At 69.9% G+C, this 22,216-nt stretch carries 25 protein-coding genes and 1 pseudogene; 6 read left to right on the top strand and 20 right to left on the bottom strand.

The window, feature by feature from the left end:
• Positions 1–15: 15 nt before the first annotated feature.
• From OG306_RS03440 to OG306_RS03430, 3 genes are all read right to left on the bottom strand, one after another.
• Entirely contained in the window at positions 16–639 is a 624-nt protein-coding gene (locus OG306_RS03440; protein ID WP_266907391.1) for a CBS domain-containing protein, read from the bottom strand.
• A 42-nt stretch (positions 640–681) separates the two neighbouring features.
• A complete protein-coding gene (locus tag OG306_RS03435; protein ID WP_266744565.1) occupies positions 682–1,143 on the bottom strand; it encodes a cyclic nucleotide-binding domain-containing protein in 462 nt (153 codons plus the stop codon).
• Between the two features lie 176 nt (positions 1,144–1,319).
• Complete coding sequence (locus OG306_RS03430; RefSeq protein WP_266744564.1) at positions 1,320–2,666, bottom strand: nicotinate phosphoribosyltransferase; 1,347 nt, start codon at positions 2,664–2,666, stop codon at positions 1,320–1,322.
• Between the two features lie 323 nt (positions 2,667–2,989).
• Here OG306_RS03430 and OG306_RS03425 point away from each other — a divergent pair, with 323 nt between their 5' ends.
• The gene (locus OG306_RS03425; RefSeq protein ID WP_266752061.1) at positions 2,990–3,892 is read left to right on the top strand and encodes a universal stress protein; all 903 of its coding nucleotides are present in this window, start codon (positions 2,990–2,992) and stop codon (positions 3,890–3,892) included.
• On the opposite strand, the pseudogene ppk2 reads toward OG306_RS03425, so the two are convergent.
• The 8 genes and pseudogenes from ppk2 to OG306_RS03385 all read right to left on the bottom strand — a co-directional run bounded on the left by ppk2 (position 3,805) and on the right by OG306_RS03385 (position 9,304).
• Positions 3,805–4,687 (bottom strand): annotated as a pseudogene (gene ppk2, locus OG306_RS03420) (polyphosphate kinase 2). The gene OG306_RS03425 and the pseudogene ppk2 sit on opposite strands and share 88 nt — an antisense overlap.
• A 146-nt stretch (positions 4,688–4,833) precedes the next feature.
• Positions 4,834–5,424 (bottom strand): hypothetical protein, encoded by a 591-nt coding sequence (locus OG306_RS03415; protein ID WP_266744563.1) that lies wholly within the window; start codon positions 5,422–5,424, stop codon positions 4,834–4,836.
• A complete protein-coding gene (locus OG306_RS03410) occupies positions 5,421–5,699 on the bottom strand; it encodes an SHOCT domain-containing protein (protein WP_266752060.1) in 279 nt (92 codons plus the stop codon). The genes OG306_RS03415 and OG306_RS03410 overlap by 4 nt, the downstream gene beginning before the upstream one ends.
• A 522-nt stretch (positions 5,700–6,221) precedes the next feature.
• Complete coding sequence (locus tag OG306_RS03405) at positions 6,222–7,184, bottom strand: hypothetical protein (protein ID WP_266744562.1); 963 nt, start codon at positions 7,182–7,184, stop codon at positions 6,222–6,224.
• On the bottom strand, positions 7,181–7,858 hold the full coding sequence (locus OG306_RS03400; protein ID WP_266744561.1) for a cytochrome b N-terminal domain-containing protein: 678 nt from the start codon (positions 7,856–7,858) through the stop codon (positions 7,181–7,183). The genes OG306_RS03405 and OG306_RS03400 overlap by 4 nt, the downstream gene beginning before the upstream one ends.
• Positions 7,855–8,043, bottom strand: coding sequence for a hypothetical protein (locus OG306_RS03395; RefSeq protein WP_266744560.1), 189 nt, complete (start codon positions 8,041–8,043; stop codon positions 7,855–7,857). The genes OG306_RS03400 and OG306_RS03395 overlap by 4 nt, the downstream gene beginning before the upstream one ends.
• Before the next feature lie 355 nt (positions 8,044–8,398).
• On the bottom strand, positions 8,399–8,728 hold the full coding sequence (locus OG306_RS03390; RefSeq protein WP_323183780.1) for an Hsp20/alpha crystallin family protein: 330 nt from the start codon (positions 8,726–8,728) through the stop codon (positions 8,399–8,401).
• A gap of 72 nt (positions 8,729–8,800) precedes the next feature.
• On the bottom strand, positions 8,801–9,304 hold the full coding sequence (locus OG306_RS03385; protein ID WP_266744559.1) for a hydrogenase maturation protease: 504 nt from the start codon (positions 9,302–9,304) through the stop codon (positions 8,801–8,803).
• Between the two features lie 178 nt (positions 9,305–9,482).
• On the opposite strand from OG306_RS03385, the gene OG306_RS03380 reads away from it, so the two are divergent.
• From OG306_RS03380 to OG306_RS03360, 5 genes are read left to right on the top strand one after another with little or no spacing between them, the layout of a single operon-like run.
• Positions 9,483–10,643 (top strand): 4Fe-4S dicluster domain-containing protein, encoded by a 1,161-nt coding sequence (locus OG306_RS03380; RefSeq protein WP_266744558.1) that lies wholly within the window; start codon positions 9,483–9,485, stop codon positions 10,641–10,643.
• Complete coding sequence (locus OG306_RS03375) at positions 10,640–11,098, top strand: Crp/Fnr family transcriptional regulator (protein WP_266744557.1); 459 nt, start codon at positions 10,640–10,642, stop codon at positions 11,096–11,098. The genes OG306_RS03380 and OG306_RS03375 overlap by 4 nt, the downstream gene beginning before the upstream one ends.
• Positions 11,098–11,934, top strand: coding sequence for an FAD/NAD(P)-binding protein (locus tag OG306_RS03370; RefSeq protein ID WP_266907395.1), 837 nt, complete (start codon positions 11,098–11,100; stop codon positions 11,932–11,934). The genes OG306_RS03375 and OG306_RS03370 overlap by 1 nt, the downstream gene beginning before the upstream one ends.
• Before the next feature lies 1 nt (position 11,935).
• Positions 11,936–12,718 carry an oxidoreductase gene (locus OG306_RS03365; protein ID WP_266907397.1) on the top strand — a complete coding sequence of 261 codons (783 nt, stop codon included), beginning with the start codon at positions 11,936–11,938 and terminating at the stop codon, positions 12,716–12,718.
• Positions 12,715–14,082 carry a Ni/Fe hydrogenase subunit alpha gene (locus OG306_RS03360; protein ID WP_266744554.1) on the top strand — a complete coding sequence of 456 codons (1,368 nt, stop codon included), beginning with the start codon at positions 12,715–12,717 and terminating at the stop codon, positions 14,080–14,082. The genes OG306_RS03365 and OG306_RS03360 overlap by 4 nt, the downstream gene beginning before the upstream one ends.
• 361 nt (positions 14,083–14,443) lie before the next feature.
• Here the strand turns inward: OG306_RS03360 and OG306_RS03355 are convergent, their stop codons facing one another.
• The 9 genes from OG306_RS03355 to OG306_RS03315 all read right to left on the bottom strand — a co-directional run bounded on the left by OG306_RS03355 (position 14,444) and on the right by OG306_RS03315 (position 22,181).
• Positions 14,444–14,725 carry a dsRBD fold-containing protein gene (locus OG306_RS03355; RefSeq protein ID WP_371665109.1) on the bottom strand — a complete coding sequence of 94 codons (282 nt, stop codon included), beginning with the start codon at positions 14,723–14,725 and terminating at the stop codon, positions 14,444–14,446.
• 318 nt (positions 14,726–15,043) lie between these two features.
• Positions 15,044–15,679, bottom strand: coding sequence for a V-type ATP synthase subunit D (locus tag OG306_RS03350; RefSeq protein ID WP_371665108.1), 636 nt, complete (start codon positions 15,677–15,679; stop codon positions 15,044–15,046).
• The gene (locus OG306_RS03345) at positions 15,676–17,055 is read right to left on the bottom strand and encodes a V-type ATP synthase subunit B (protein ID WP_266744551.1); all 1,380 of its coding nucleotides are present in this window, start codon (positions 17,053–17,055) and stop codon (positions 15,676–15,678) included. The genes OG306_RS03350 and OG306_RS03345 overlap by 4 nt, the downstream gene beginning before the upstream one ends.
• Positions 17,052–18,794, bottom strand: coding sequence for a V-type ATP synthase subunit A (locus OG306_RS03340; RefSeq protein WP_266744550.1), 1,743 nt, complete (start codon positions 18,792–18,794; stop codon positions 17,052–17,054). Before OG306_RS03340 ends, OG306_RS03345 begins: the two co-directional genes overlap by 4 nt.
• Complete coding sequence (locus OG306_RS03335) at positions 18,782–19,306, bottom strand: V-type ATP synthase subunit E (protein ID WP_266744549.1); 525 nt, start codon at positions 19,304–19,306, stop codon at positions 18,782–18,784. The genes OG306_RS03340 and OG306_RS03335 overlap by 13 nt, the downstream gene beginning before the upstream one ends.
• Positions 19,303–19,524 (bottom strand): V-type ATP synthase subunit F, encoded by a 222-nt coding sequence (locus OG306_RS03330; protein ID WP_266744548.1) that lies wholly within the window; start codon positions 19,522–19,524, stop codon positions 19,303–19,305. The genes OG306_RS03335 and OG306_RS03330 overlap by 4 nt, the downstream gene beginning before the upstream one ends.
• Positions 19,525–19,526: 2 nt before the next feature.
• Complete coding sequence (locus tag OG306_RS03325; protein WP_266744547.1) at positions 19,527–19,943, bottom strand: ATP synthase subunit C; 417 nt, start codon at positions 19,941–19,943, stop codon at positions 19,527–19,529.
• Complete coding sequence (locus tag OG306_RS03320; RefSeq protein WP_371665107.1) at positions 19,940–21,346, bottom strand: V-type ATPase 116kDa subunit family protein; 1,407 nt, start codon at positions 21,344–21,346, stop codon at positions 19,940–19,942. Before OG306_RS03320 ends, OG306_RS03325 begins: the two co-directional genes overlap by 4 nt.
• A complete protein-coding gene (locus OG306_RS03315; protein WP_266907401.1) occupies positions 21,333–22,181 on the bottom strand; it encodes a hypothetical protein in 849 nt (282 codons plus the stop codon). The genes OG306_RS03320 and OG306_RS03315 overlap by 14 nt, the downstream gene beginning before the upstream one ends.
• Positions 22,182–22,216: the final 35 nt, after the last annotated feature.

Below are 22,216 nucleotides of genomic sequence, written 5' to 3'. Positions count from 1 at the left end.
TGCCTGGAGGGAACTTCAGTCAAGCTCCATGCGCACGTCCACGACGCCTTCCACCGCGCGAATGGCCCGAGCCAGAAGGGGTACCAGGGAACGGTTCCGGAGAGGTCCACGCAGGGTGACGACACCATCCAGCACCGAGAATTCCACCCGGTCCGAGGGAGAGAGTTCGGCGACAACAGCGGATCGGATCTCTTCGTCGATCTCCTCGTCCGGGCGCAGGAACACCTTCAAGAGGTCGCTGCGGCTCACGACGCCCTCCAGCATGCCGAGATCGTTCACGACGGGCAGTCGTTTCACTTGCTTGCGCGCCATGATGCGGGCGGCCTCGGCGAGCGTGGCATTGGGGTGGACGGTGACGGCCGGACTCGACATCAGCTCCTCGGCCAGCACCGCGTCGGCCTTGGACGCCTCCTCCCATTGGCCGGGCAGCTTCGGGTCGTCCTGCCGGAACTCCTCCTTCGGCAGCAGGTCCGCCTCGGAGACGACCCCGACGACGCGGCCCTCGCCTTCGAGGACCGGCACGGCGCTGACCTTCCACTGATGCATCAGCTCGACGATCTCCTTGTACGAGGCATCGCGGCCGATGGCCACAGCCGTGTGGGTCATGACGTCGCTGACGGTGTACCTGGATGCAGCCATGGGGTGCTCCGTAAGCTGTTGGGTGGTGGCACGACGGCGTACTCACACAAACCCGCCGCTGCCATGAGGGGCGTAGCGATCGAGCAGACGGATCCGAGTGGCCTGCAACCGGTGGGCGAGAACCTGCCCGACCCAATGACCGATGGCCGAACCGAAGGCGGGATCCGCGTCCATCATCATGCGCACGGTCGCCGCGTCGAACTCATGGGTACGGACAGGCGTCATCGCCTCTGCTCCGAGGTGCCAGACGTAGGGCTCGAACAGCCAGGCCCAGCCGACCAGTTCGCCGGAGCCGAGGCTCTCGATCGCTGCCGGGGAACTGCCCGGTACGCGGATTTCCAGCGTGACGGTGCCCGAGCGCAGGATCCAGAAGCGGTCTGCGTGGTCCCCTTCTTGGAAGAGGCGGACTCCCTCCGCGAAATTGACCTCCTGTCCGATCTGCATCAGGCGGGCACGGTACTGGGCAGGCAGGGCTGCGGTGATGCGAGTCGGAGAAACGCTCATCGGTGGCCTCCTCTGTAGCCTCCGATTTCAGCATCGCCGGACGGCCGGTTCACGGACATGAGTCGACCGGCCCCCGCCGCGGTCCCGTCCGGCCCTGGTGGGCAGGCTCTGCGATCTCAGAGCACTTGACGGATCCGTCGGCCGAGTCACTCCTTGCGCCCGATCGCGAGATCGGATCAGACGGCTCCGTGAGCGCTACCCAGTAGATTCTTCTCGATATACCGGCGGACATCTGCGGTGAGTGAGCTGAGGCGTTGTGAGAGTTCCGCTTTTGGCGCGACGGGCGCTCTTATGGTGCGGGCCCCGGGCGGCAGTGCGGCGAGGTCGGTCATGAACCTTTGCCGGGCTGTGTCCAGCTCTGCGCGTTCCGAAACGCGTCGCCCCTCCCGCATGACCGACTCCAGCAGCGGGACGCCGTCCGGAGGCGGCTGCTCATCGACGAGGGCTATCAGATCCGCGTATCCCGGCCTTCGGAACACCTGCTTACGTCCGGGCGCCGTCACCTTGGCCGATGACAGTTTCATCACCGGCCGCCCGGCGTACTCGACCAGCTTGTATGCGGAATCCAGATAGGGGGCATCTGCACAGACGCCGATCCGGGTGCCGACCGCGTACGTATCGATGGGCGCTTCGGAGCGGACCAGACGGTCCACGGCGAACTCGTCGAGACCACCGCTCGCCACAATCCGTGTCTTCTGGAGGCCGGCAGCATCGAGGATGGTCCGCGCCTGTACGGCCAGGGCTCCGAGGTCACCGCTGTCCAGCCGGATGGCGCAGCCCGGGCCGAGCCTCAGATCGCGCAGCACGCGCGCCGCCGTCGCCACGCCTGTCACGGTGTCGTAGGTGTCCACGAGAAGTGTCACCGGGCCCGGATGGGACCGGGCGAAGGCCCGGAACGCGTCCTCCTCGGCACCGAACGCCTCGATGTACGAGTGGGCCATCGTGCCGACCGCGGTCAGGCCCTCCGAGTGAGCCGCCGCCACATTGCTGGTTCCGGCGAAGCCGACCATGGCACCCAGCCGGGCGGCCTGGTGTCCGGCTTCGATGCCGTGAGTGCGGCGCAGGGAGAAGTCCACGACCGGGTGTCCGTCGGCGGCCAGGACACACCGGGCACATTTGGAGGCGACGGAGGTCTGATGGTTGAGCTGGTTGAGTACGTAGGTCTCGACGAGCTGGGCCTGCGGGAGGGGTGCAGTGATTTCCAGTAGCGGTTCTCCGGCCAGCACGACGTGCCCTTCGGGTACTGCCCGGACTTCGCCGCTGAATTCCAGGCCGAGCAGCGGTGCCAGATCCTCGGGCCGCCGTCCCAGCACGGAAGCGAAGACGTCCACGTCATCTGCGTCTACACGATAGGCGGAGAGGAAATCGAGGACCGAATCCAGCCCGGCACAGACAAGGAAGCCTCGGTCCGGCGGCAGTTTGCGCACGAACAGACTGAACGTGGCCGAGCCTGTCATTCCTTCGCTCAGATACGACTGAGCCATCGTGACCTCGTAGAGGTCGGTGCTCGTGGCATTCGACATCGACGGCACCTCCTCCCCGTCGCGTCATCCCTTCCGGGACTGCCGCCCGGCCCCGCGCGCTCGCGCCGCACTGCCCTGCACTCCTCCCTCCACTATCGGCCTCCTGCGTCTCGTGGGCCAGCCAGACGCCGGGGCGGCAACCAGCACCGCCGAGTCTCTTCTGCCGCTGTCAAAGAGCACGTCGTGCGTGCGGACCAGCCGGACCACGAAGGGGGGCCGAACGTTTCGTATCCGGGCCGAACCGGTCCTCACGAACGGCCCACTCCAGTGCAACTGTGAGGGCAGGTACTTCTTACCCGGTCGAGTGGAAGGCGGTGGGAATGATGAAGCTGCCCCTGGTCTCGGGTGTGGACGGATCGGAGACCAGCCTGCGGGCGGTCGACTGGGCCGTCGACGAGGCGGCCCTTCATGGGCTGCCGCTGCGGCTGGTGTACGCGTCCAGGTGGGAGCAGTACGAGGGCGCCGCGCTGGCGCTCAGCCTCGGCCGTCCTTCGGAGCAGGCGCTCGCCGACAGCATCGTCGAAACCGCCGCTGAGCGTGCCCGCCGCCGTCATCCGGACGTCGACGTCTCGGTCGAGGTGACGCCCGAGGACGCGGTGATTGCCCTTTTGCACGAGGGGCACAACGCCGAGGCGCTGATCACCGGGGAGCGAGGCCTTGGCGGGCTCACCGGACTTCTGCTCGGCTCGGTCAGCCTGGCCGTGGCCGCGCGGGCCCCTTGTCCCGTCATCGTCGTGCGCGGTGACAAGGCCGGTATCGAAGGCACGCATGGGCGGATCCTCGTGGGTGTCGGGGAATCGGAGGGAGGATCGGCGGCGGTCCGGTTCGCCTTCCGTGAGGCCGGGGCAAGGGGCTGCGTCCTGGATGCCGTACATGCTTGGCGCTGTCCAGCGCACAACCGTGCCGACCCCCGGCGTACTGCCGGTGAGTACCTGTACCACAAGGAACGTGCGGCGACCCTGATCGACGAAGCGGTGGCCGAGTTCGTACGTGATCACCCGACGGTCCGGCTGCACTCAGCGGCGGTCGAGGAAACGGCTGCAAAAGTGCTGGTCCAGCGCTCGGCCGCCGCGGACCTGATCGTCGTCGGAGCGCATCGCCGCCGCGGCCACCTCGGACTCCAGCTCGGCCGAGTCGCTCATACCCTGCTCCACCACGCCGATTGTCCGGTGGCCGTCGTACCTCTGGGGGCCTTGTGGTGTGAGACCCCTCGCCTCACTTCCTGAGTTGCGACGCGTGGTCGGGGCCTCGGCGGCCGTTGGTACCCGGTGGCCGGAGGCCGCCGAGGCAGTTCGATCACCGGCGGAGCGACTGCCTCGTACGGAACGGTCGACAGCAGATGGGCGATCATGTTGAGCCGGGCCCGGCGCTTGTCGTCGCTCTCGACGACGTACCACGGAGCCTCCGAGATGTCGGTATGGACGAACATCTCGTCCTTCGCTCGCGAATAGGCCTCCCAGCGGGTGATCGATTCCAGGTCCATCGGCGAGAGTTTCCACCGGCGGGTGGGATCCTGCAGTCGGCGTCGGAACCGCTCCTCCTGCACCGCGTCACTCACCGAGAACCAGGATTTGCGCAACAGAATGCCGTCCTCCACCAGCATCCGCTCGAAGATCGGGCACTGGCGAAGGAACCGCTGGTGTTCCTCCATGGTGCAAAAACCCATGACGCGCTCGACGCCGGCGCGGTTGTACCAGCTCCGGTCGAGCAGGACCACTTCCCCCCGCGGCTGGAAGATGCTCGACATAGCGCTGGAAATACCACTGGCCGCGCTCGCGCTCGGTGGGCCGCGGCAGAGCGACGATACGCGCCAACCGGGGATTGAGGGGTTCGGTGACGCGCTTGATCGTGCTGCCCTTGCCCGCCGCGTCACGTCCCTCGAACACCACGACGAGCCGAGCGCCTTCGGCCCGCACCCACTCCTGGAGCTTCACGAGCTCGGTCTGAAGCCGGTACAGCTCCCGCTCGTACAGCGAGCGCGGCAGCTTTCCGGGCTCGCCCGAGCCTTTCCCGTCCGACATGGGACGACGATATGGAGGAGACCATGCCCGAAGTCAAGCGACAGCGCCGAACGAGCTTCGCTGCGTGGACCCGGTGGGCTCCGGCGGTCGCCGCTCGTCCCGGCCTGCCCGCTACCGGCGCACCTGAGCCGGCTGGCGCTAGCTAGCTAGCGGCCGGTGACGTCGAGTTCGGTGTACATACCGGCCAGGTAGTGGCCGGGGATGTTGCAGACCAGTTCGTAGCGGCCGGGCCGCAGCGTCAGCGTGATCCATCCGGTCGATTCCGGGGCGATGCCGTCTCCCGCGCCCGCGCCGCAGCTGCGTGACGCCTCGCCGAGGCTGCCTGTCTCATCGATGCGCCTGTCCGGACCGGTAGGCCGCTGTCCTGGGGCCTGGGCCGTGGACAGCGGCAGCACCATCACCTCGTGCGTGAGGTATCCGGCGTTGACCGCGCGCAGCGACACTGTTCCGGCCGTGACGGTGGTGGGGTGAGCGATCAGACGCATCATGCGCATTCCGCTCCAGCCGGGGCCTGGACCGCTGGGGTGGCCCATATCGGCCAAGGTCACCTGCACCACCTGACCGGGCAGCGGGGGCGCTGTGCACCGCGCGGCGCTCGGCGCCCGCCAGATGGCGGGGTGTGGACTGCGGAAGGCGCCGGTCGTGGCCAACAGCGCCGTCGTGGCAATGCCCAGCAGCAGCGCCGCGGTGGCACCGCCCAAGACCAGCCACATCCGGCGTTGGCGGTCCGTGATCATCGCTGTTCCCGCAGCAGCGCGAGGCGATGTTTGTATTCGTCTTCGTCGATTTCCCCGCGGGCGAACCGCTCGGCGAGCAGGTCCTCTGCCCGCCTGCCTCCCCACCCATGCTCGCCGGAGGGAGGAGGCGAGCCAGGCTGGTGGCCACGGTGGGCGCTGGTCAGGTAGTGGACAAGGGCAACGATGCCAGCGATCAGCAATGCGAAGAAAAGCACCATGACCACGGCCATGACGAACCAGCCGCCCCAGCCCCAGCCGCCGTCGTACCACATCATGCCGATCACTTCCTTTGGCTGGTTCCCTCAATTTCAGCGTGGGTGAGGAACGCCTTCGAGGGAAATCGGGAGCATGGCTTCCGGTGCTGGGCCGAACGGCCCCAGGGGCTCATGCCCGCGGCCTGAAGATCGATCGCAGCGTGAGGCCGCCGTACCGCCGCCCATCCCCCGAGCGGCGCCGCAGCGCATGCGGTCGCCGGGTGCGAGCGGGCTGGTGAGCTCCGCGATTCGCCTCCCGGGAGGGCTTGAAGCAGCGGCGCACCACCGCCGGACGAGGCGAGCTACGCCGACGCGTTCCGGCAGACCCTGAACCCGGTGAGCACCGGGAGGGGCAACATCCCGGCCCCGCCCGACATCAGTCCCGTCCAGGTGACTGCGGACCTGCCCAAGGTCCGCTCGGCCCGGACCGCGCGAACCTGGATGCCGCCTTGCACGGCAAGGCCCTCGCAAGTCCCGGGTAAGCAGGCCGCCGTCGAGTACATCGTGATCGGCGAGTCCGAGGTGATACGGGTGCCCGTACCGTCAGTGCTGCCGTGTCGTCCGGCGTGAGCGGTAGTAGTCGCGCCAGACGAGGCGATAGATCCCAGTCCATCGCGGGATCGACCGGACGCCTGGAATGAACGGCACCAGGACGAACGCGAGGGTGAGCAGAGCCATCAGGCCCCAGACCAGGGCGTCGGCGTTACCTGAGCTGCTGAACGGTTCGATCTGGTACCAGAACGTGTACAGCCACAACCAGGGCTGACCGGGATAGTTGCCGGTCTCGTTCATCATCCCCCACTGGTCACCGGCCAGGTGTTGGGCGCGGGCCTGGTCTTCGAGGTACGAGCCGTCGCTCAGGAAGAGCAGCGGTTTGGTGTAGTCCGTCTCGTAGAAGTTTCCGACAGCCAGTAGTTGGCCGTCGAGTGCCCCCGTCTTTGCGAGCTCCAGCAGGCGGGAGGTCAGGACGGGAACGGGGCCGTAGTCGCCGGGCGGGACCAGGGCCGGGGCGCCTCCGGGGGCCTTGCCGAGCGCGTTGATGTAGGCGGCGGCCCATTGCTGTTGACGGCGGGCGGGGGCGGTGCGCCAAGCGGCCAGCCCGGAGGATACGGCAGCAGGTTCTGGTGCGGCGGTGAGCGGGCGGAGCACGAAGTCGCGTGCGGTGTCGATCGGTGTGGTCACCCCGGCGGCGCGTTGGAGGTTCACCGGCCCGATCTTCTGCCCGGCACCCGGGGTGGTGGTGTACGGGGGGCCGTACTGCGCGGTGCCGCTGGTGCCGCCCAGTTCGGCGACGGCGGTGGCGGTGAAGTCGTTGGGGGCGGCCCTCGCCCAGCGGGCCAGGGTGATCGGTTTCTCGTCGGGTGAGGAGAAGACCGCCGCGAGCCCGACCGTCAGCAGTGTGGTCGCCACCAGCGCGATGGTGAGCTCCTTGACCAGGTCGTACGGCCGCTGAGGGAAGGCGCCGGGGTCGGGCACCGGTTTGCGGTGGGCCTTTCGTGCCCTCATGCGGGCTCCCGTGATCTGTCGGGGACGGGCTCGGGCGTGGTGGTCCCGATGGGCGGCACCACGCCACGCAGCCGCACCAGCAGCATGTGCCACACCGCGAGGACGGCCACCGCCATGGGCAGCAGCACGATGTGCCACATGAACATCTGACCGAAGTCCAGCACGTTGAACCAGGCGCCGATGCCCACCGAGTTAAGGCCGTCTTTGGCCTGGCCCGCGATCCACTGGGAGTCGAAGTTCTGTTGTACCAGGTAGCCGGTGAAGGCGGCGCCGATCGAAGCGATGAAGACGACGGCCCCGGTGATCCAGGTCAGTGCCCGCCGTCCGCGCCAGGCGGCCATGAAGAACTTTCCCCACAGGTGGACGACCATGACGAACATGAACAGTTCCACGCTCCACAGGTGCAGGCTGTTGATGTACCTGCCGACGCCTGATACGTGCCACCACGCGGGGCCAAAGAGCGCCAGGACGCATCCGGTGGTGATGACCACCACCAGACTGGACAGGGTGAGGACACCGAACACGTAGATCCAGGAGGCCACGTACTCCGGCTGGGTGGTGGGCAGCAGCTTGTCCGGGGGCAACGCGCGCAGGGCGCGCCGCTGCACAGCGCCGGTCCACCCTCCTGCCGAGTTGTCATCCGGGCCGCCGGTCCGCCCTGCGGCGCCGCTCATCGCCGCTGCCGACCGCGGGGGAAGGGCAGCAGCAGCGCCAGCGCGAAAACGATCAGCATCAGGGCGATGACCACAAGGTTTGCCGCCGAGATCTGCAGTACGCCCCAGTGGACGTAGTACCCGGTGCCGCTCAGATCCACGGACGCACTCAGGACATGTTCTGGGTGCATCGGTCCGTCTGCCATCGTGGCTACCCCTTTCCCGGTATGGCGTCCACCTACCGAGGACTATCAGCAGGGTCGAGTCCACGCCCGCTGCGGCCGCCAACCGGCGCAGAGGTTCGCCTGTTCACGCTCTCGGTCGGGTAGTGAGGCCGACCTCCGACTCGGGGCGGCGCCGGAGGGAAGGTACGGCCTGGTGCAGTGGGCCCGCAGGGGTGCACGCACTGCAGAAGGCACGCATGACCGAGCCATGCCTCCGTAGATACAAGTCATGGCTGTGAATCTCAGGCCGACAGGATTCCGGCCGACCTGCCGAAGTGGGGCGGACGGCGATCAAAGATTCTCCGCCCGACGTACGGGAGCCAGGCGCGGCTGCACGTCAACTTTCAGTGATCTCGATGTGTCGCGGCTTGACTGCCTCGGCCTTGGGAACGGTCACGTTAAGCACCCCGTCGGCCAGGGTGGCCGTGATCTCTTCGGCCTTGACTTCGGCGGGCAGCAGCGCCCGGTATTCGAAGTGTCCGGTCCGCCGGGTGCCGCGCCGCAAGACGCCTTCGCGCTCACGCTCTTTGCACTCCCCGGTAATGCGCAGTTCCCGCTTGCTGACCCCGATCTCGCCCGGCGAATCGTGCGCCGAGACACCCCACCACTCTTCCCGGTCGCAATTCCCAGACGCTGTATGAGGCCGCCTCACTGAGCATCGGCACATGGCGGAGTCCTTCAGTCCGGCATTGGTCCTGCACAGGTGGGCTTCGGCGTCCGCAGTGGCGCAAGTGCGCGCCTATCGGCTGCCGGCAGAACCCACGTGCAGCGCGATTTCTTCCGCGATCCGCTTGGCGAGCGGTTCCACGATGGCTGCCACGGGTGCTGACAGGCCGATGCCCAGGCTGCTGTTGGCTCCCTCGACGGCGTAGACGACCAGTTGTCCGGGTAGGCGGTCCAGTTCGCGGGCGAGTTCGACGGCGTCGCCGAGCCCGAGCCCGTGGGAACTCGTCGCACTGCCCGTCTGCGACAGCTGCCCATTGTCCAGTTTCAGGCGATGTAGCCGACCGGGATGCCCGGGGTGTGCGTGTGCGGCGTCCACCAGGATGGCGAGGTCGGCGCCTTCCCACAGGGCGATCAGTCGGGCGGGGTCGCCGTCGCACACCAGAAGAGCGGTCCCGCTCGGCAGTGGCCGTTCCTTGGCTCGTTCTGCCAGTTGGGCCACGACGGCCCAACCCACACCGTCGTCGTGGCGGAACTCGTTCCCGACGCCGATGACGGCGATCCGCGTAGTGAGGTGCACGCACCTACCCCTTCCCACCGGACAGGCTTGCCAGTTGTACCGGGTCCGCGCGGGGTCCGTACGGGGTGACGGACGCAGCCACCTGGACCACGCAGGGGCCGGTCGGCCGATGCCGGGCGGCAGGTCCGTGCGCATACTGGCCGGGAAGGCATCATCGGCGGCGTTCGGAAGGTTGGCGATGGCGGACGACGGCGGCACGGCCGCGGTGATCGACAAGGGCGGCCTGGACGCGCTGATCACGGTCCTGGCGAGGCGTGGCCGTACGGTCGTGGGACCGACCGTACGGGACGGGGCGATCGTCCTGTCCGAGATCTCCGGCGGCGCGGAACTCCCCTACGGCTGGGGAGTCGAGTTGGAGGCAGGCGTCTACCGGCTGCGTGCCCGCGAGGACGGCGCCGTGTTCGCGCACAGTGCGGGCCCTCAGTCCTGGAAGACGTTCCTGCACCCGCCGCGCGAGCGGCAGTGGACCGCCGATCGCGGTGCCGACGGCGAGCTGGTGGTGACCGAGGACCGGACATCACCGCCGTCGTACGCGTTCCTCGGCGTGCGCCCCTGTGACCTGCGGGCCATCGCGATCCAGGACCGGGTGCTGACCGGCGGGATGTACAGCGACCCGGCGTACCGTGGGCGTCGTGAGCGGGCCTTCTTGGTGGCGGCGGAGTGTACCGAGCCGGGTGCCACCTGCTTCTGCGTGTCCATGGGCACCGGGCCGGCCGTGGGACCCGGCTACGACCTGGCGCTGACCGAGGTGCTCGATTCCGACGGCCACCGCTTCCTGGTGCGCACCGGGAGTGAAGAGGGGCAGTCGGTACTTGCCGAGCTGCCACGCCGTCCTGCCGACGCAGCAACTCGGACCGCGGCCAGTGAGCGTGTCGCCGACGCGGCCGATCGCATGGGCCGCAGCATGCCGCTGGTGGACCTGCAGATGCTGATGCGCGAGACCCTCACGGCCGAGCGCTGGGACGACGTCGCGGCCCGCTGCCTGACCTGCGGAAACTGCACCATGGTCTGCCCGACCTGCTTCTGCACCACCACCGAGGACGTCACGGACCTCACCGGAGACCACGCCGAGCGGTGGCGGCGCTGGGAGTCCTGCTTCGATCTGGATTTCTCCCACCTGCAGGCGGGCCCGGTCCGTAACTCCTCGCGTAGTCGCTACCGGCAGTGGGCCACCCACAAACTCGGCACCTGGTACGACCAGTTCGACAGCTCCGGGTGTGTCGGCTGCGGGCGCTGCATCGTGTGGTGCCCGGTCGGTATCGACATCACAGAGGAGGCCCATGCGCTGAACCTGGAACGGGAGGCCGCCCGACAGGAGCCGGGGGAGGGCCCACAATGACCGTTGTTCGCCACGGGTTTCTCGGGGCCCTGTCGCCCGGCCACCGCGAGCGGCTGTTCACGTTCGCCCACGATGTCTCCTTCCCCGGTGGCACCCGCATCTTCGAGGAGGACGGCGTCGCCGACCGGTTCTGGATCATCCGTTCCGGGCTCATTGCGCTCGACGTCCACGTCCCGGGCCGGCGCGAGGCAGTCGTGGAGACCCTTGGTGAAGGCGATCTGGTGGGCTGGTCCTGGTTGTTCGAGCCGTATCGCTGGCACCTCGGCGCGCAGGCCCGCAGCACCGTGTCGGCGTCGGAGTTCGACGCGGAGCGGGTCCGAGCCGCGTGTGAGAAGGATCCGTCGTTCGGCTTGGCGTTGACCAACTGCGTTGCGCAGGTGATCGCACGGCGGCTGAGGGCCACCCGCATCCGCCTGCTCGACCTGTACGGGCCCCCCGACGCCGGTGAGTCGTGATGACGGCTGCCGCACCATTGACTGCTCGGCCTGGAACTGTCCCCATTCCGTACCGGGTGGTGGAACGCGAGGGCGAGACGTCCGACACCGCCACGATCGTCCTGGAACCGGTCCGCTCGGCCCTGCAGCCCTTCGCTCCTGGGCAGTTTGCGATGGTGTACGCCTTCGGCGTCGGCGATATCCCGTTGTCGGTCTCCGGGATCGACGGGCACCGGCTGACGCACACCGTCCGCACGGTCGGAGCGGTCTCCGGCGCGCTGCATGGGCTGCGGCGTGGTGACACGGTCGGAGTGCGCGGTCCGTTCGGCACCGGCTGGGAACTCCCCGCCGCGGTGGGGAACGACCTGCTCGTCGTGGCCGGCGGTATCGGTCTGGCGCCGCTGCGCCCGCTCGTACGCGACGTGCTCGCCGCCCCCGAGCGTTACGGACGGCTGAACGTTCTCATCGGAGCGCGCACGCCCCACGAGCTGCTCTACGCCGAGGACGTTCGCGGCTGGCAGTCGGCTGCCCGGATCCTGACCACCGTGGACCGCGCGGACCCGCTGTGGCAGGGCGAGGTCGGCGTCGTCACGACCCTGCTCGACCGGGCCGCCTTCGGCCCCGGGACAACGTCGGCGTTCATCTGCGGCCCCGAGCCGATGATGCGCGCCACCGCCGGCGAACTGGTGCACCGCGGCGTCGATCCGGAGCGGATCCGGGTCTCGCTGGAACGCAATATGCACTGTGCCACCGGCCACTGCGGGCACTGCCAGCTCGGCCCTCTCCTGCTCTGCCGCGACGGCCCCGTCGTCAGCTGGACCAAGGCCCAACCCCTTCTGATGGTCCGGGAGTTGTGACATGGCCGCGAGCGACCGCCCGAAACTCGCCGTCTGGAAGTTCGCCTCCTGCGACGGATGCCAGCTCACTTTGCTGGACTGCGAGGACGAACTCCTCGGCATCGCCGAGAGGGTGGAGATCTCACACTTCCTGGAGGCTTCCAGCGCCGACGCGCCGGGCCCGTACGACCTGTCGCTGGTCGAGGGATCGGTGACCACCCAGCAGGACGTCGACCGGATCCAGCACATCCGGGCTGTCTCCAAGCGGTTGGTGACCATCGGGGCGTGCGCGACCGCAGGCGGCGTCCAGGCGCTGCGCAACTACGCGGACGTCGCCGACTTCCAGACCGCCGTCTACGCCAGGCCGGACTACATCGAGACCCTCGCCACCTCCACACCCATCAGCGCCCATGTCCCGGTGGACTTCGAGCTGCGCGGCTGCCCCATCGACCGAGGCCAACTGGTGGAGGTCATCACCGCCTACCTGGCCGAACGCAAACCCGACGTACCCGCGCACAGCGTCTGCTTCGAGTGCAAGCAGCGCGGCACGGTCTGCGTGACAGTAGCCCACGGCACGCCCTGCCTGGGTCCGGTCACCCATGCCGGATGCGGTGCGATCTGCCCCGCGTACGGACGAGGCTGTTACGGCTGCTTCGGCCCGTCCAACTCGACCAACTTCCCCTCGTTCATCCCCCTCCTGCGCCGCGACGGCATGGACACCCTCGACGTGGTGCGGGTGCTGCGCACCTTCAATACCGCCGCTCCCGAGTTCGACGCGGCCTCCCGGAAGGAACTGGAAGGATGACCCACCGCGGCTCAAGGGTGTTGCACATCGGATCGCTCGCCCGCGTCGAGGGCGAGGGCGCACTGTACTTGCGCATGGACGGCGCCGAGGTCGCCGAGGCCCGACTGGCGATCTACGAACCGCCACGCTTCTTCGAGGCATTCCTGCGCGGACGCTCCTACACCGAGCCGCCCGACATCACCTCCCGGGTGTGCGGGATCTGCCCGGTCGCGTACCAGCTGAGCGCCTGCCGAGCGATCGAGGACGCCTGCGGAGTCGTCGTGGAAGGACAGTTGGCCGCGTTACGGAGACTGCTCTACTGCGGTGAGTGGATCGAGAGCCAGACGCTGCACATCCACCTCCTCCACGCGCCCGACTTCCTCGGCTGCGACAGCTTCATCGACATGGCCCGCACCCGACGTGCCGACGTCGAACGCGGCCTTCGGCTCAAGCAGGCCGGCAACGCGATCCTGGAACTGCTGGGTGGCCGGGCGATCCACCCGGTCAATGTGCGACTCGGTGGCTTCCACCGCATCCCGACCACGAACGAGCTGCGCCCGTTGGCCGAGCGGTTGCGCCGGGCTCGCGACGACGCGGCCGAGACCGTGCGTTGGGTGGCCGGCTTCGAGTTCCCCGATGCCGGCTGCGACAACGACCTGTTCGCCCTGTCCGAGCCCGGCACCTATGCCATCGAGTCCGGCACCCCGACCGTCATGGCCGCGCCGCACACCGCCGGCCTTCCCCCCGAGTCCGACCGCGCGCTGCCCACGCGTGCCTTCGGGGTCCACGATTTCGGCGTCCACGTCACCGAGAGCCAGGTACCCCACTCCACCGCCCTCCACTCCCTGCTGGACGACCGCCGCCATCTCACCGGCTCGCTCGCCCGGTACGCCATCAGCGGCCGCTGGCTGTCCCCGATCGCCCTCCAGGCCGCCCACGACGCCGGACTCGGCGACCCCCGGCAGGGCACGGTCTGTCGAAACCCCTTCCGTAGCATCATCGTCCGGGCGGTTGAGGTGCTGTACGCGGCCGACGAGGCACTGCGGATCATCGACGCCTACGAACCCCCGCCGCGCCCCTATGCCGACGTGCCCTCACGAGCCGGTACCGGGCATGGGGCGACCGAGGCGCCGCGCGGTCTCCTGTACCACCGCTACACCCTCGACTCCGAAGGGACCGTCACCGACGCCGGCCTGGTCCCGCCGACCGCGCAGAACCTCGGCGCGGTCGAGGAGGACCTCCGCCGCATCGTGCAGGAACGCCTGGGAGACGGCGACCCCACCGACGCGGAGCTGACCACCCTGTGCGAACGGGCGATCCGCAATCACGACCCGTGCATCTCCTGCTCGGCCCACTTCCTCGACCTCACCGTCGATCGAACCTGAAAGCCGAACGAGGCGGTGTGTGAATCGGCGCGCCGGCTCACCGGTCCAGCGTCGGCCGCCGCGCCGACGCAGCTTGTTGCGGTCGGACTGCAATAGCCGCCCCTGCACCTCGATGGAGGTCAGCGTGCGCGAACTGCGCAGACCGCAGGGGAGTGCGGCACGGCACGCATCGGGGCCACGTACAGGTGCATCCGGAGCGCGTCGGACATTGGACGGAAGCGCCACGGCCGACTGTTGTGCAGTGGCGGCGCCACAACTCCGGCCGAGCCCTGCGGAAGCGGCTCTTCCAGGGGTAGGGACCGCTCGGCCATGGCAAATCTCTTCCTGCCCACCAGCCGGGACGGCTGCTCTCGACGCCCGTTCAACCGGGCGCGGCCAGGTCACCCGACGCGGAGTCGGTTTCTCCGGCGCGGAGCAGCTGGTTGCCGAGGTCGATCAGGGCCCGGCCGACGGCGTACTCGTCGCCGATCTCGGGAACGGGGGTGTCGTGAGGGTTGCGCTGGGCGGCGGCGTGACTCCGAAGGGTGGTGTCGCCGGTGTCGAGGACGGCGTGAACCTTGGTGAGGTCACCTTCCTCGAAGAGGTCCAGACGCACGCTCCACTGCTTGCTGCGTGGCTTCTCGGTGCTGGTGTGCCGGGTCATGGCCAAGACTTCCTTCCGCTGAATGGTCCAGGCTGCCGGGGATGAGGCCACCGTCGACCGCCGTCGACACGCCGGGCTTCCACGTCGGCGGAGCAGGACCGACTCCCGGATACGGCACGACAACGGATCCTTCTCGAATTGCCCCGACCTCCATACTGCGCCGTGTGAGCTGTCCCGGGCTTGGGCCTACTGGCCCACAGGGCGTGCCGGACAGGTCCGTCCGGCACGCCCTGTGGGCCGTTCCCGTGAGCACGCCCTGCGGGGCCCGTCCGAGGGCAGGGCTGCACGTGGCCTCCCGTGCCGGGGACGGATGGTGTGTCATTGCGAGCTCGGTCGTTCTTCCCGCAGCGCGCTGGAGGCCCAGCGTCGTCGTACGGCGTCTTCGTGTTCGCTCTGTTCCAGGGCGAGCTCGGTGTGGGTGAGTGCCTCGCGCAGGTTTGGGATCCAGTGGCGTTGCAAGGCGCGGACCCGCTGACGAGTGCTCAGCACTTCCGCGCCGATGATGCGCATGGCGGCCGCGGCTGTGGCGTGCTCGGCGGCCGCCCGGACTGCTTCCCGGTATGCGGCCTCAGCGTGTACCAGGGCGGTGTTGGCCGGCGCGGCTGCGGCGGGTGAGCGGTCGGGCACGATACAGGAGACGTTCGTCGGGTACCGGACGCCCATGAAACTGGTCCAGTGGGCCTCGACATCGGTGGGGTCCAGTGCCTCTGCTGCCCCCTCCAGGGCCCCCTCACCGCTCAGCAGGAGCCCGCGCAGCAGCCAGGCTTCGGCCTCCCGCAGCCGCTCGTGCCACGCACGTGCGGCTGCCTCCTCGGCCCGTTGCAGACGCTGGTGCTCGGCATGCAGGATGCGGAGCTTCTGTTCGAGGAGGTCCGCGCCGCGCTCGGCGATGTCCAGGCCGTGTCGCAGACGGAGGCGTCCGGCACGCCCGGGCGGAGCTCGAAAGGTGCTCATGGTCCCGATCCGTGCGCATCGAGGAGGGCGGTCGGCAGCATGGCGAGCTGACTGCGGGGGAGGGTGAGAAGCACCTGCCAGGCGCGGTCCAGGGTCTGGTCGAGGGTGCGCAGTTCGTCGGGTCGCTGGTCTACGAAGCGGTGCAGGAAGGCGCGGTCGAACTCCAGGTACCGGCGGTCGGTCGGACTCAGGGCCGCCTGCCCGACCAGGTCGGTGAGTTCGCGGACCTGGCGGGCGCGGGCGAGGGCGGCCAGCAGCTGCGCCGCGACATCGAGATGGTCGTCGCGAGTGCGGCCCGGGCCCGCGCCCTTGCGCATCAGACGGGAGAGCGAGGAGAGCGCGTCCACAGGCGGGTAGACACCCTGCGCGTGGGTCTCGCGGGAGAGCACGATCTGGCCTTCGGTGATGTACCCGGTCAGATCGGGAACCGGGTGGGTGATGTCGCCCGCGGGCATGGTGAGCACCGGCAGGACAGTGACGGAGCCGGGCCGGCCCCGGATCCGCCCGCAGCGCTCGTACAGGGAGGCGAGGTCGCTGTAGAGGTAGCCGGGGTAGGCACGACGGGCCGGGATCTCGCCGCGCGCCGCGGACACCTCGCGCAACGCCTCGGCATAGCTGGTCATGTCGGTCATCACCACGAGGACGTGCCTGCCACCGTCGAATGCGAGGTTCTCGGCGATGGTGAGCGCCAGGCGCGGGGTGAGGATCCGTTCGATGACAGGGTCGTCGGCCATGTTGAGCAGCAGCACCAGCTCGTGGGCGGCGGAACGCTCCTCAAGGGCGTTCCGGACGAAGGAGGCGTCGGCGTGGGTGAGCCCCATACCGGCGAAGACCACGCAGAACGGCTCTCCACCGGTGGTGGACTGGGCGGCGATCTGGACGGACAGCTCCAGATGGGGCAGACCTGCGACGGAGAAGACCGGCAGCTTCTGCCCGCGCACCAGGGTGGTGAGACCGTCGACAGCGGCGACACCGGTAAGCACCGGCTCTCCGGGCGGCTCCCGCCGCACCGGGTTGATCGGAGTGCCGCCGACGGCCGCAGTGGTGGGACCGAAGACCGGTGGCCCGCCGTCGGCCGGCTCGCCGCGGCCGTTGCAGACCCGGCCCAGCCAGCCGGGGCCGACCGGGATGCACAGCGGCTCTCCGGCGAAGGCCATTCGCACGCGTGAGGGATCGATGCCGGCGGTGTCCTCCAGGACCTGCACCACAGCGACTTCGCGGTCCACTTCCAGTACGAGGCCGTGCCGCTGCTCGCCGGACTCCAGAGTGATCCGGACGAACTCGTCCCAGCCGACCCCGCTCACCTCTTCGACGACGGCGAGCGGGCCGCGCAGCTCACGGACGGCCGTGTACTCGACTTCGCCCCAGGTGGTCACGTCAGCTCCTGCAGTACGGCGAGCACGGCGTCCCGCCGCAGAGCCACGCCCGCCGAGTCGTGCGGGTCGACTTCCTCGCGGGCGCGCAGCAGGGGGCCGAAGTCCGCCTCCTCGATGGAGCCTGCCGGCACATCGGCCTCGGCCAGTTCCCGGCACCGCGCGACGACCGTGAGGACCGCTTCGGCCAGAGCCGATGCCTTCTCCGGGCCGCAGTAGGCGTCCTGGTCGGAAAGGGCGCTCTGCTGGAGCACCGCTTCGCGTACCAGTTGGCCGCCGAGCACACTGATGCGCTCCTGGTCGGGGAGCGCGGTGATACCGATGAGGTCGACGAGATCGGTGAGCCGGTCGGCCTCCGCCAGCAGGGCGCTGATCGCGGCCCGCCTGCCTTGCCAGGCCGGGTCGCCGGCCTCCGCGTGCCCGGCTGCGAGCACGTCGGCGTCGCGGGAGAAGGAGCCCGCCCAGGAGATCGCCGGGTAGCGGCGGGCGTAGGCGAGCTCGCGGTCCAGCGTCCACAGGCAGCGCACGAACCGCTCGGTGTGGGCGGTCACCGGCTCGGCCATGTCCGCCCCGGGCGGGGACACCGCGCCGATCACGGTGACCGAGCCCAGGTCCCCGCCGAGGGTGGTCACCGCACCGGCCCGCTCGTAGAAGGCGGCGATCGCCGAGGCGAGGCCCGCTGGGTAGCCCTCCTCGGCCGGCAGAGCGCCGGTGCGGGAGGCGAATTCGCGCAGCGCTTCGGCCCATCGCGACGTGGAGTCGGCAATGACCACGACGTCTCGCCCCATGTCCCGGAAGTACTCGGCGACCGTGGCACCGGTGTAGATGCTGGCCTCGCGGGCCATCATCGGCATGTTGGAGGTGTTGGCGACGACCACCGTGCGCTCGGCCAGCCGGCCCCCGGTGCGGGGGTCCACGAGCTCGGAGAGTTCGACGATGACATCGGCCATCTCGTTGCCGCGCTCGCCGCAGCCGACATAGACAATGACGTCTGCGTCGCACCACTTGGCGATCTGCTGGAGCAGCATGGTCTTGCCGGTTCCGAAACCGCCGGGGACGGCGACCGTACTGCCACGGGCCACGGGGAAGAGCAGGTCGATCACGCGCTGGCCGGTGTTGAGCGTCTGGTGGGCGTCGAGGCGTTCGCGCACAGGGCGTGGCCGACGGATCGGCCAGTCGGTGGTCATCCGTACCTGGGCGCCGCCGACGACGGCCAGCACCGAATCCTGTGGGTAGCCCCCTTCCCGGACGATCTCCTGCACCGGACCGGCGCAGCCGGGCGGTACCAGGATCCGCGTCCGCACAGGACCCGCCTCCCGCACCTCGCCGAGTACCTGTCCCTCCGTCACCTGATCACCGGCTGCCACGGAAGGGGAGAAGGACCAGGTACGCCCCGCGGTTCCGCTCCCGCCGCTTCCGGGCAGCAGCCAGTCCTCGCTGCCTGACAGGGGGCGGAGCAGGCCATCGAAGATCCCGCCGAGCAGACCGGGGCCCAGGCGTGCCGACAGCGGGCCGCCCTGGGGGCGGGCGCGGTGGCCAGGGGCCAGTCCGCCGGTGTACTCGTACGCCTGGGCCGTCACGACGTCATCGGTGATCGCTACCACCTCGCCGGGCAGCCCGGCCTCTCCGAGGGAGACCAGGTCGTTCATGGCGGTGTCGCCGGTGTACTCCAGCTCGACCAGCGGCCCCGCCACCCGCAGGATCCGAGCATCGGCTCGGGGCGAGCCGGTCACGGCGTCCACAGAGCTTCCGTGTGTGCACCCAGTCGGTCGAGCGCGCGGGCGGCGAGTACGTCAAGGGTGAAGTCGGCCCGCCGCCCGGCCGCGTGGGCGACCACCCCGCCGCCGGGCTGTTCGGTGACGGTGGCGTCAGGGCCGAGAACCTTCCGGGCCCGCCGCTCCAGCCGGTCGCGTAGACCGGGGTAGTCCGTTGTGTGCCGCAGGGCCCGGACGCGTTCTGTCACCTGGCGGCGCAGCTCCTCGTACGCCTCCCGGCGGACGGCCAGTTCGCGGGACCTGGCGCTCCGGTGGGCCCGCAGCAGTTCGGCGGCTCCGACGGCCGCACCCTCGGCCGCACCCTCGCGGCGGGCCTGTTCCACGATCTCCTCGGCCTCGGCCCTCGCGCGGTCGAGCACCGCCTCGTCGTCGCGCGCAGCCTGGGCGAGCAGCGTTTCGGCGTCGGCCCGCGCCGAGCGCAGCAACTCGGCGCGTACCGTCGCGAGGGCGTCTGTCTGTCCAGCGGCGGGAGTCGTCATGCCGGCATCACCGCGGTCAGCGGCCGCGTGCTCTCCAAGGCTGCTCGGCCGAGCATCTCAGCTGCGGCCGGGGTGACGATCACCAGCGTGACTTCGCCGGACAGGCTCCGCCAGGCCCGTCGGACCGCATCGGGCTCCTCGGCGACCAGGACTCTCACCCCGGCCAGAGACAGCCCGGCCACCCGTACCCGTTCCCCGATGGCTGCCACGTGCCCCATGGTCAGGCCTTGCCCAGCAGCAGGACAGCGACGACCAGCCCGTAGATGGCGATTCCTTCGGCGAGTCCGACGATGACCATGGCCCGGCCGAACAGCTCGGGGCGCTCGCTCATGGCAGCCAGCGCCGCCGCTCCGGTGTAGGCGACCGCGATCGACGCACCGATCGAGGCCCCGGCGACCGCGATCGCGGCGCCGATCAGAGCGGCGGAGTTGGTTCCGGACTCGGCAGCCGTGCTGGATGCCGCCCGCGCGACGCCGCCGTTGAGCGCCACCATCAGCAGCGCCAGTGCGCCGCCGAAGAGCAGCGCGTCGGTGGCGATGATCAACCGGAGGGCGGCACGGCCGCGCCGCCGCGCCAGTCGGCGGGTGACGGGAAAGATCACCGCGAGGACAGGAAGGGCGATGAGCCAGGCGATCACGGTGCCACCTCCGTACGTTGCGCGGACACATGCCAAGGGCGGAAGGGCCGGCCCCAGGTCTCGAAGACCCGGGAGAACAGCTCGTAGAACTCCAGCCGCAGGGCCTGTACGCCCGCTACCAGCGCCTCCAGAGAGAACGCAAGGGCATTGCCGACGGTGAAGACCGCCGCAGCCCCTATCAGCCCGCCCGGACCCGCGTGGGCCAGCGCGGTCGTTCCTCTCCACACGATGTCGCCGAGCGCCGCGTGCGTCAGCCCGAAGGCGGCCAGCCGTGCGAAGGAGACCGTGTTCGAGAAGATCCGCACCACCGCGTCGAAGAGCTGGATCGTGGTCTGCATCGCACCGGGAACCCCACCGCCCGAAGCGGCGAACAGCCCCGAGGCTGCCAGCCCGAGACCGCCGGCCGCGATCACGGCTCCCGTGAGGGTGAGAAGCGTGTGGTGCAGATACCCACCCGCGGCGAGGCCGGCGAGTCCGAGGAACAGGGCCGAACCCGCCATGCCTGAGACCGCGTACAGCGCCCGCGCCGGGCCACCCTCCCGCCAGCGGTTGACGATCCCCGCGACGTACGCCAGCGCGAGCAGCACCACGCCGACTGCGACGGCAGCCGTGAGCAGCCGTTCGGGGTGGTCCAGAGGGGCCACCCAGAGCACGGGAAGGACCATCGTCGGGCCGAAGAACTCCCCGTAGGCGAAGCCGAACGCCATGCTCGTGCCCCCGGCCCCCGCAACGAAGGGCCACATCGCACGGAGCCGCACCAGTCTCCGGGGGCGGCCGCCACGCAGCAGAAGCGCCATCAGGAGCAGCAGAGCACCATGCCCCGCGTCGCCGAACATCATGCCGAACATCACCACGTACGCGATCCCGGCCGGCCACGTCGGGTCGACATCGGCGTACGGCACCGTCCCGTAGGTGCGCACCAGTGGCGTGAACGAACGATGCACCGGTCCACTGCTGCGCAACAGGGTCGGCGGGTCGACTCCCCGCGGTAGCTTCAACGGCACCAGGACACCGCCGAGATCGACCAACCGCGCGGCCGTCGCAGGTACTTGGGCGGCCGGGCACCAGCCTGCCAGCGCCACCACGTTTCCGCGCCGTACAGCGCTGACGAAAAGCTCCTCAAGTTGCGCCTCGCCCGCCAGCAGATCCGCGCGGCCTTCGCGTTCGAGGGCGTCGAGGTCGGGAGGGGCAGCGGAGAGCGCCGCTCTTGGCAGCTCGGCACGCAGACGCTGCAGCCGACGCGCGGCCGGTCCACGCTCGCCCTGCCCGGCGCCCTCGGGTCGGTCGATTTCTACGCACCCGGCGTCCGCGAGCCGCACCAGAGTCTCCCGGAGCGCCTCGCGCGGCGCGATGATCGCCACCCGTTGCATGGGAACCGGCTTCGCGGCCTCAGACCAGCGCATCGAACGCCTCCAGCGGTCCGCCGCCCCGTGCGGCCGACTCCAGCGCCGCCCGTACCCGCCAGGCGTCAGTGGAGAGCAACGCGACCGCACCGACAACCGGCTTGGCGTCCAGCCGTGAACCGGTCAGCAGCGCGGAGCCGTCCTGCTCGACCCGCGCCCACCAGTGCGCCTCGGCCCGCCAGAGGCCGGCCGGCTCCTCGACACCGTCCACCGCCCAGCGCGCCGTGCCCGGCAGTTGCCGACGGAAGTCGGCGAAGGCCCCGGCGTGCAGGGCCCCGGAGCCTAGGACCCGGGCAGCGCGCCGAGCGGACGGCTCCGTCAGCCGACGACCGTGAACGAACAGCTCGCGGCCGACCAGCAGGGCAAGGCGCCCTGCTGCCCAGGACACCGCCTCGGGCACGGCACCGGCCGTGCGGGCGGCGGCCGAGATCCGCAGGCCGGTGCTCACCGCCGCCGCCGAGTCGTCCCCCGGATCGCCCCACGCACAGCCGGCCAGCGCGCTCCGCAGCTCGGCCCGCGATCTGGTTTCGGCGAGCCGAGGCCAGGCCGTCGCCAGCCCGCCGAGCCGGTACGGGTCGGGGCTGTCGGCGTTCGTGCCCGACAGCGCGCGCAGGTGCGCGTCCACGTTGGCGACCTCGAACCCGGACGCCAGCACGCGGACTGCGCCCGCCCCCTGACGCGGCAGCCAGCCCGCGAGTACTCGCAGATGCCACAGCAGAGTCGCTGCGACGGAGCGCTGGGCGGCCGCCAGTCCGGCCTCCGTGTCGAGGCCGCGCCGGTACGCCGTAACCGCGAGGTGCCCGAGGGCGTCATCGAGCGTCGCCGCTGCAGCCACCTCCCGGGCGGCACGGGGTCCTAGGCGGCGCGACA

Origin of the sequence: Streptomyces sp. NBC_01241 (assembly GCF_041435435.1) — a bacterium.
In the GTDB taxonomy this organism is placed as follows: Bacteria; Actinomycetota; Actinomycetes; order Streptomycetales; family Streptomycetaceae; genus Streptomyces.
The sequence above is the reverse complement of the archived record's forward strand: the minus strand, read 5'-3'. Positions and strand labels throughout refer to the sequence as shown.